This is a genomic window from Roseateles sp. (assembly GCF_031397715.1).
Taxonomy (GTDB): Bacteria; Pseudomonadota; Gammaproteobacteria; order Burkholderiales; family Burkholderiaceae_C; genus Paucibacter_A.
The window spans coordinates 1-9,154 of sequence record NZ_JANNMI010000277.1; the positions used below are offsets into that span (position 1 = coordinate 1).

Below are 9,154 nucleotides of genomic sequence, written 5' to 3' on the forward strand. Positions count from 1 at the left end.
CGGTGGCGTAGTCACCGCCCTTGCCGAACTGCTCGGTATAAGAGGTGACGCTGTTGGCGACCACGGGTGAGCTGATGAAGGTGCCCAGGGCTGCGTTGCTAGATCCGGTCAGCTTGGTATAGGTCAGCGGGTTGCCCAGCGAGGTCAGCGGATCCAGGCAATAAACCCAGAACGAAGCGCCGTTGGTCGACTCTTTGTAACTGCTAGCACCCATCGTCGCGGGCTTCTTCTCCAGCGTTTGGCCAAAAGTCAAATTTTCGGTCTTGTACTGGTTGGCGGAGCCGCCGGCTTGCAGCGTGACGGTTTGCGCATGGCTAAGGCCAGCAACCAAAAGCATTGCAGCGCCTCCGACAACTCGGCTGACCCACTCGGCCTTGCTGATGTGAAAAGTAGATGTCATGGTCAGGTGGGGCTGGTTAATACAAAGGTTGCTGCGGTTTAGGCACTGCTTGCGAAGCACCTAAAGTGTTGGGCTGGATGGTAGCGGCAGGGCTTGTCTTGACAATCCCGTGAATGGGGGGGCGGCGCCACGCGGAAGGTCCCGCCAATGACAAAACATTGTTCACGCCGCCCTCATGGCGAAAGGCCAAGTTCCGCCTTGAGGGCGGCCAACTCGCTGCTGCCGGTGGGCGGGCTGGGGGCGTTGAAGGCGGCCACCAATTCATCCTTGGCTTCATTTTTTCGTCCGGCCTTGGCGAGTGCAAAGGCGAGGTGCCAACGGACATTGCCGTTGTTCGGATCTCGCAGCCGGGCCTCGCGCAAGTGGCGCAGCGCAAGATCGTGCTTGCCCTGAAGCGCAAGCACCCAGCCAAGGGTGTCAAGCGCATCGGCATTGCCCGGCGCCAACTGCAGCGCTTTTTCCGCCATGCCCAGTGCCCTGGGATCGCCCATGCGCTGCAGCAGAACGGCGAAACTACTCGCAGCGCCGGCATCCCCGGGGTTGGCCGCCAAGAGCTGGGTGAAGCTTTTAGCCGCAGCGTCGTTCTTGCCCATGCTCGTTTGCAGTTCGGCCGTGGCCCGCAGCAAGCCCAGTTCATTGGGTTGTTTCTTGGCTTGGGATTCCATCAGCGCCAAGGCCTTGCCTTGCTCGCCTGCACCGCTGAGTGCGCGTGCAAGCAAGAGGGTGTGGCCCGCGCTAGGCGCTTTCTCAAGCACCTGCTTGTAGGCCGCTTGAGCCGCCGGAAATTGACGGCGCAACATCGCAATATTGCCCGTCGCCAACAACGCCGGCACGCTGCCCGCATGCTTGGCGTTGAGGACTTTGAGCGCTGCATCGACCTTGGCCTGATCTCCGCGTTGAGCCTCCACCTCGACCTGCAGCACCAGGGCTTGCAGGTCGTCGGCACTGGCTTGCAGTGCTTTCTGCACGTTGTAACTCGCGCCCTCCAAGTTGCCCGCCATCATTTGCAGGCGGCCAATATGAACCTGCTGCCGCGCGTCGAAGTCGGCCGAGCGGGTCGCTTCTTGGAATAGGGTGCGCGCGCTGTTGCTGTCCCCGGCCGCCAAATGGGCGCGCCCAAGGGCCAGCTGTACGGCCGTCTTGTTCGGGAATTTGGCGATCAGCTGTTTGCCGGTCGTGACCGCATTGGCGGCTTGCTGTTGAGCCAGGAACAGCTCGATCAGGGTCAAACCAGGGCCGGCATCGTTGCGCTGCAACTCGCTGGCCAGCTGCAGCTGTTGCTGCGCATCGGCCATGCGGCCGGCGCGCAATTCCAGCACGCCAAGCTGGAACAGCAGCTCGGGATCGTTTTTGTTGCGGCCAAGCCAGAACTTCATGCGTGCGCGGCCTTCATCAAAGCGCTGCTCCTCTATGTCCAACCAGGTCAGATTGACCGCCGCGGGCCTGAAGTTGGGGTCCTTGATGAGGGCTTGTTGGAAGGTTTGACGGGCGGCCTTTTTGTCACCGGTTCTACCTTGGATATTGCCGAGGAAGTTTTGCAAAGTCAGATTGCCCGGGTCCACCTTGACCAACGCTTCGGCGGTCTGCAGCGCTTGCTTGATCTTGCCCTGGTTGACATAGCTCATCGCCAGTTGCACGCCCGCTCTGGCATCCGTGGGGTTGCTGGCAAAGTACTTTTCCAGGTTGCCCGTACCCAGTCGCTCCTGACCCAGGCCCATCTGGCTGAAGGCCAACTCACGCTGGGCCTCCGGCGAGCCGCTGCGGTTGGCGGCTTTTTCGAAGTACTCGCTGGCGCGCTGGTATTGCTTGCGCGCCATCTGCAGGCTGCCCAGCAAGAGCAGCACTTGCGGATCATCCGGAGCGGCACGTTGAGCACCTTCCAGCAAGGTGGTGGCGCGGCCATATTCCTTGCTGTCGATCAGAATGGAGCCGAGCAACAGCTGAGCGCTGAAATGCTTGGAATTCAGGGCTAAAAGAGTGTCCAGATAGCCTTTGGCCTTCTCGACATTGCCTAAAGCGGCATGCGATAGGGCGCCGGCCATCAACAGCGGGTCATTGCCCGCCAATGACGAGGGTTTTTGCCCGTCGACCAACTCGGCGGCCTCGGCGTAGGCCGCCTTGGCCGCGTCGGCGTCGCCGCGCCTTGCCGCCAGCAGCGCTTTGACATAGGAAGCCCGGGGGTCTTGGGTGCCCCAGCTGCTGAGCAGATCGAGGTCCTTTTCTGCCTCTTTGTCGCGGCCAAGGGCGAGCAAGAGCGAGGCCCGGGCAACGCGGGCGTCGACTTGCTTTGGGTTGAGGCTGAGAGCCTTCTCATGCGCCGCCAGTGCGCCACTGCCATCTTTCAGGCCATACAAAACACTGCCCAAGGTGTACCAGGCTGCGGCATTCTTGGGGTCCAACTCCACCGCCATATTGGCCGCTGCTCGGGCTCTATCGGCCGCGCCCAAACGCATCAACATGGGCGCCTCCGCGATCCAAGGCGCTGCCAGCTGCGGCTTGAGCGCGCGGGCCTCGGCAAAGGCTTTGCTGGCTTGCACCGTGTTGCCCGAGCCGGCATAGGCCGAGCCGCGCAAGGTCAAGATATCGGCATGAATCGGTGTCGGCATGCCTTTGAGCGTGATCTCGTCGAGCAGGCGCTTGCGGTCACCGGTGACGAGATAGAGCTGGCCCAGCGACAAAACGACTTCACTGCGGTTGACGCCTTGCTTGAGCGCTTCCTCCAAGGCTGCTTGTGCCGCCGCGTACTGTCCTTGCGCGAGCAGCACCTTGCCGAGCAATAAATGCGCAGCCAGCATTTTTTGATCTTGCTGGATCGTGTTCTTCAGTTGGACGGTGGCGCTGTCCAAGTCACCCTTTTCATAGCGCTGCAGCGCATCTTCGTAGAACTTGGCCGCCTTCTCGGGCGTGGCCTGGGCCAGCGGCAGCAGGCCGGCCAGCAGCAAGCCCAGGGCCTGCGTGCGACGTGTGTGACTGTGGGTCAGAGGTTTTGTTGAGCGCATCCGGCCAGTATCGTAAAACGCCTGCAATTCTTGACGGTCAAGGCAGCGCTTCGGGTGCGTTTTTTCATGCACGAGTCTGATTTCTGTGCCCGCCGGCTTCAGTAGCGCAGGTCCAGCGTCAGCACATCGTTATGTCTTTGCATCTGAAAGCGGGTCAAAAAGCTATTGCCCAGCAGCACGTGGCTCATCTGACCCGGGATCACGATGGCTTCGACATTGCGCACTTCGACATCGCCGACCCTGACGCTGCCCAGCTGCATCATCTGGGCCTGCACCACGCCGTTGGCGGTCTGCGTCATGATGCGGCGGCCGGCCGAGAAGTTCAGGCCCAGCCGTTCGGCTTCGGTCTGGCTGATGGAAATGGCGGTGGCGCCGGTATCGACCAGGAACTGGGTGGTTTTGCCGTTGATGGTGCCGGAGCTGGTGAAGTGGCCGCCCGAGCCAGCGCTCAAAATGATTTTGCGGCCGGCGTTGGCCGCCGCGCCGGCGTCACCGACACGGCCCGGCGAGGCCCCCATCAGCAGCGTCTGGCGGCGCCCGCCCAGCTCGATTTCGGCCCGACCATCCTCCACAGTCAGCAGGCGCACGCCGCGTACGGTCGTGCCCACCGCGACGGTGCGCGGCTCGCCGTCAATCAGCAGCAGCGCGGCCTTGGCGCCCAAACTGCCATTGAAGCTGACCGTACTTGCTGGCTGGCCCCAGGCGGAGCCGGCCAGCAGCCCCGCGATCAACCCGCCCCAAAAACGTGCAGGCAGCGTCACTGGCTGTCAGTCCCGGAAGTTGTCGTAGCTCAGCGGCACGTCGGCGAAATCCTTCTTCAGCAAGGCGATGCCGACCTGCAGATCGTCGCGGTTCTTGCCGGTGATGCGCACGGTGTCGCCTTGTATCGAAGCCTGCACCTTGAGCTTGGCGTCCTTGACCGCAGCGACGATCTTCTTGGCCAGCACCGATTCGATGCCGTTCTTGATCTTGTAGACCCGGCGCACCTTGTCGCCGCCAAGCTTTTCGATCTTCTCTTGCTTGTCCAAAAAGCTGATCACCACGCCTTGCTTGATCAACTTGGCGTAGAACACCGCCTCGATCTGCTCCAGCTGAAAGTCGCTGTCGCCGGTGGCGTGGATTTCCTTTTCTTTTTCCTTCAGCACGACTTCGGCGCTGGTGCCTTTGAAGTCAAAGCGGGTGGCGATCTCCTTGGCGCTGGTGTCAACGCCGTTTTTGATCTTGGCCATATCGGGCTCGAGGGTGGTGTCAAAGCTGGGCATATTTATATATTTGTGGATGAGTGGCTGGTGCGGGAAGGATAGCCCGATTGATCTGGGAAAATTCTGCCATGCCGGATCAAGCTGTAAATCCCCCGAATGAGTCCTCTGCCTTGTCGACAGCTGCTGCGCTGACGATAGAGACGGGCGTCAACCTGAAGCCCTACAACAGCTTCGGCTTGCCTGCGACCGCGCATCGCCTGGTGCGCATCCGCTCGGCGGCCGATCTGCGCCGCGTCGTTGACCACCCGCAATTGGGCCGTGCGCCGAAGTTTGTGCTCGGCGGCGGCAGCAATATCGTGTTGACCAAGGATGTCGATGCGGTGGTGCTGAAAATGGAAATAGCGGGCATTCGTTTGCTCGAAGACAGGGCGGACGCCTGGATTATCGAGGCCGGCGCCGGTGTGGGCTGGCATCAGCTGGTGCAGTGGAGCATCGAGCAGGGGTTTCCCGGCCTGGAGAACCTGGCCTTGATTCCCGGCACGGTGGGCGCCGCGCCGGTGCAGAACATCGGCGCCTATGGGCTGGAGATCAAGGACAGGCTGGACAGCGTGGCCGTGCTCGACCTGGTGACCGGACGCAGTGTTGTGCTGCCGGCCTCGGTGTGCAATTTTGGCTACCGGGACAGCGTCTTCAAACAGACGGGTTTCGGCGGCTTGGCCGGCAAAAGCGTCATCACCCATGTGCGCCTGCGCTGCCCCAAGCCCTGGCAGCCGGTGTTGGGCTATCTGGAGATTGAGCGAAAGATGGCCGAGTCCGGTGTTGCGGCGCCGAGCGCACGGCAGATTTTTGATTGGGTGTGCGAAATCCGGCGCGCCAAGCTGCCCGATCCGGCCGTGATCGGCAATGCCGGCAGCTTCTTCAAGAATCCGCTGGTCAGCATCGATCAGTGCCGCGACATCATCGGCCGCGACCCGCATATCGTGCATTACCCGATGCCCGATGGCAGCATCAAACTCGCGGCCGGCTGGATGATCGACGCCTGTGGCTGGAAAGGCAAGGCGGTCGGCGGCGCCGCGGTCTATGAGCGCCAGGCTTTGGTGCTGGTGAACCGCGGAGAGGCGCGCGGCGCGGAGGTCGTGACCTTAGCCCGCGCGATTCAAGAAAGCGTCTACGGCCGCTTTGGCATCCGCCTGGAGACCGAACCTATCTTGCTTTAGGGATGCAGAGCATCCTTAGAGCAGGCCTTGCCCGGCGCAAGCGGCTTCGCTGCCTTGCAGCGCCCGCAATAGCGACTGCCTGAGAGTTTCCAAATGCTGCCAGGCAGCAGCTGCGTCCGCGTGGTCATCCAGGGCAAGCTGCCGAGCGCGCAACTCCAGCGTCAAAGCCGCGGCTTGTACCGCGCGCAAGCCCAAACTGGCGGCCGCACCTTTGACGCTATGGGCAGCCGCCTGCAACGCGGAAGCGTCACGCCTATCGGCCGCGCTTGCGAGCGCCTGGCGCGTCCCGGCGAGGCTGCCGATGTAGGTGATGTAGAGCTTGCGGACCGTTGCCTCGGGCAGGTTGTGGCGCAGCTCGTCGAGCGCCGCTGGGTCAAGCTCAAGTTCAGGTTCAGGTTCAGGTTCGAGTGCAGGCGCAGGTGCAGGTGCAGGGCTTGCCGGCAACACTGCATCGATGCGGCCGCCCAAGGCTTGCGCCAAGGCCTCGATACCGACCGGCTTGGCCAGGAAACCATCCATGCCGGCCTGCAGCGCGCGCTCGCGCGACTCTTCGAAGGCGTCGGCCGACAGCGCAATGATGCGGATCGCCGACTTCGGCCCGGGCAGGGTACGCATGGCGCGCGTGGCTTGATAGCCGTCCATCAGCGGCGTGTGCAAATCCATCAACACCAGGTCAAAGTCATCGGCATCTTTCAACCGCTGCAGGGCCTCCAGCCCGTTGTTGCAGAAATCAGCGCGGTGGCCGAGCCGCTCCAACACCGCTTGCAAATAGGCTTGATTGGTCGGGTGATCTTCGGACACCAGGATGCGCAAACGCCTGCCGCCCAGCGCTTGCGGCGAGGCGGGTGCCGCCAAGACCGGGGCCGGGCATGCGGCCAGTGGCAGCTCCAACACAAAGGTCGAGCCCAGACCGAGCCGGCTGTGCACCGTGATATCGCCGCCCATGGCGCGCGCCAGCTTGCGTGAAATTTCCAGGCCCAGGCCACTGCCACCATAGCGCCTTGAGCTCGAATCATCGCCCTGGCTGAAGCGCTGGAACAGCTTCAGCAGGGTGGACGTATCCATGCCAATGCCGGTGTCACTGACCTGAAATTGCCAGAGGGCGGGCTCACTCGACCCGCTCTTGCGGCTCAGCCGCAGCGAGACCTCACCCATGGGCGTGAACTTGATCGCATTGCTCAACAGGTTGAGCAAGATCTGGCGCAAGCGCGTAGGGTCAGCGCTGACCCAGGCGGGCAGGCCGGGCTCGACGCTGATGCTCAGTGCCAAGCCGCTGAAGCCGGCCTGCGAGCGGCTCAATTGCTCAACTTCGTTCAGCAGGCTGCGCAAATCCACCGCTTGCTGGCCGATGCTGATGCCGCCGGCCTCCATTTTGGAGATGTCCAAAATGTCGTTCAGCACCGCCAGCAAATGATGGCTGGAGTCGTCGGCCGCCTTCAAATGACCCCGTTGCACGGGGCTCAGCGGCGCCGCGTTGAGCAGATCGAGCATGCCCAGCAAGCCATGCATGGGCGTGCGCAGCTCATGACTCATATTGGCCAAAAACAGGCTCTTGGCCCGGCTGCCGGCCTCGGCCGCATGCTGCGCGTTCAGCAGCTTGGCGGCTTGGACCTTTTGCTCGCGCGAGCTGCGCAAGAGGCTGCGGAATTGATGCACCACCAGGGCGGTCAAACCCAGCGTCAGTGCACATTGCACCAAGGTCAACCAAAGACTCAGGCGCGCATGCTGGCGCACCTTGTCGCTGCGTTCAGTGGCGCGTTGAGCGACTTGGTGCGAGGCGCTCAGCGACAGCTCATGAATACCTTCGGCCAAGAGCGCCAAGCGGGGCAACACGGTGGCCACAAGCGCCGGGTTGGCTGCCAACGCCTCGGCCGTCACGGGCAAGGTGTCGGCCCACTCGACAAAGCTGCGCAGCTGCACCAGCGTTTGCAGATAAGCCGGCTCGTGTTGCAGTGCTCGGGTCGCTTGTTCATCCTCAACCAGGCCGAGGCGGATGACAAAGACTTCAAAGCGTTGCTCAATCAAGGCCGCCCTCGTCTGCGCGTCGGCCGTGGGCGCGTCGGCGTGAGCCTGATCAAGCGCTTGACGCAGTTTCAGAAAATCGACCTCGAACTGAAACAAGCTCCAAACCACATAGTCGTCTTGATAGCGCTGGGCCGGATTGATCAATTCGAACTGGCGCGTTTGCAGCCAGCCAATCGTTGCGATGGTGAGCGCCAGCAAGCAGCACAGGCCACCCAGAAAAAAGCGCAATCTGCGGCGTTGGCCGCTCAAGACGCTGGGCATTTTTTCCGGCTCACTGCTGCTGCTCATCTGCGTTGCCGACTTAACGCAGTCGCAAGGCTTTCAACTGCCAAGCCGAGCGGCTGTAGTACACGCTATTGCGCAATTGGCTGTTGGAGTCAAACGGGAAGATGATGAACAGAGGACCCTTGTCGCGCAGCAGCATGGGCTTGTCGTCCAGCAGGCGCGCCACGATCAAGTTGTGTCTGAGCGCATCCTCAACAGGAATGTCGACCTTGTAGTCATTGATGGCGATGGCCTCCACCACCTTGCCCTGCGCCCCGGCCGCGGCCAAAACATCGCGCAACAAGGGCCCGCTGAATTTGCGGGCCGTTGGATACCACGGTGTTTTGGTCGTGAAGCTGTGTTGGGGCAGAGCCGCCAACATGGCCATATCGAACTTGGCCTCGCCGTTCACACCGGCGCCACTGATCGTGAGCAACACGGCCGGGCGCGGCGCGTCCGTCGCCCAGACCGGCGCCCAGACCGGCGCCAAGAGCGGCGCCCAGAGCGGCGGCATAGCAAGCAGGGCCGTCGGCGCAAAAAGAGCCTGGCGACGCGAGCAGCCCAGGCGGCGAATTGGCGTCAAGGCTTGCCGGCCAGCTTGTCTTCGACCTTGCCCTGCAGCTGCGGCAGGCTGTTGGCCGTGGCCGGTGACAGCAGGCCGACCTTGGCATAGGTCATCAGCTTTTCGCGCGTATCAACGATATCGAGATTGCGCATGGTCAGCTGGCCGATCCGGTCCAGCGGCGAGAACGGCGCGTCCTCGACCTTCTCCATGCTCAGGCGCTCGGGCTTGTAGGTCAGATTGGCGCTGCGGGTGTCGAGCAGCGAGTAGTCATTGCCGCGCCGCAGCTCGATGCTGACCTCGCCGCTGATGGCACGCGCCACCCAGCGCTGGGCGCTTTCGCGCAGCATGATGGCCTGCGGGTCGAACCAGCGGCCTTGATACAGCAGGCGGCCGAGCTTCAAACCGTTCATCCGGTACTGCTCGATCGTGTCTTCGTTGTGGATGCCGGTCAGCAGGCGCTCGTAAGCGATGTGCAACAGCGC

Annotated in this window: 7 protein-coding genes and 1 pseudogene; 1 reads left to right on the top strand and 7 read right to left on the bottom strand. The window is 62.5% G+C overall.

Annotated elements, in window-relative coordinates; translation table 11 throughout:
* The 4 genes from RMO57_RS12160 to RMO57_RS12175 form a co-directional block, all read right to left on the bottom strand.
* Positions 1-337: hypothetical protein (locus tag RMO57_RS12160; RefSeq protein ID WP_310386952.1), on the bottom strand; the 337-nt coding region annotated here is incomplete at its 3' end.
* 236 nt (positions 338-573) lie between these two features.
* The gene (gene prsT, locus RMO57_RS12165; RefSeq protein ID WP_310386954.1) at positions 574-3,399 is read right to left on the bottom strand and encodes an XrtA/PEP-CTERM system TPR-repeat protein PrsT; all 2,826 of its coding nucleotides are present in this window, start codon (positions 3,397-3,399) and stop codon (positions 574-576) included.
* A 98-nt stretch (positions 3,400-3,497) separates the two neighbouring features.
* On the bottom strand, positions 3,498-4,160 hold the full coding sequence (locus tag RMO57_RS12170; RefSeq protein ID WP_310386956.1) for a TIGR02281 family clan AA aspartic protease: 663 nt from the start codon (positions 4,158-4,160) through the stop codon (positions 3,498-3,500).
* Between the two features lie 6 nt (positions 4,161-4,166).
* Positions 4,167-4,661 carry a YajQ family cyclic di-GMP-binding protein gene (locus RMO57_RS12175; RefSeq protein WP_310386958.1) on the bottom strand — a complete coding sequence of 165 codons (495 nt, stop codon included), beginning with the start codon at positions 4,659-4,661 and terminating at the stop codon, positions 4,167-4,169.
* Between the two features lie 128 nt (positions 4,662-4,789).
* Between RMO57_RS12175 and murB the strand changes: the two genes are divergently transcribed.
* The gene (murB, locus tag RMO57_RS12180; RefSeq protein ID WP_310386963.1) at positions 4,790-5,818 is read left to right on the top strand and encodes a UDP-N-acetylmuramate dehydrogenase; all 1,029 of its coding nucleotides are present in this window, start codon (positions 4,790-4,792) and stop codon (positions 5,816-5,818) included.
* A 15-nt stretch (positions 5,819-5,833) separates the two neighbouring features.
* Here murB and RMO57_RS12185 read toward each other — a convergent pair whose 3' ends face one another.
* The 3 genes and pseudogenes from RMO57_RS12185 to RMO57_RS12195 form a co-directional block, all read right to left on the bottom strand.
* Complete coding sequence (locus tag RMO57_RS12185; protein WP_310386960.1) at positions 5,834-8,131, bottom strand: ATP-binding protein; 2,298 nt, start codon at positions 8,129-8,131, stop codon at positions 5,834-5,836.
* A 13-nt stretch (positions 8,132-8,144) separates the two neighbouring features.
* A complete protein-coding gene (locus RMO57_RS12190) occupies positions 8,145-8,690 on the bottom strand; it encodes a hypothetical protein (protein WP_310386961.1) in 546 nt (181 codons plus the stop codon).
* Positions 8,687-9,154, bottom strand: a pseudogene (locus RMO57_RS12195) (argininosuccinate synthase); the annotation flags it as partial. The gene RMO57_RS12190 and the pseudogene RMO57_RS12195, both read right to left, overlap by 4 nt.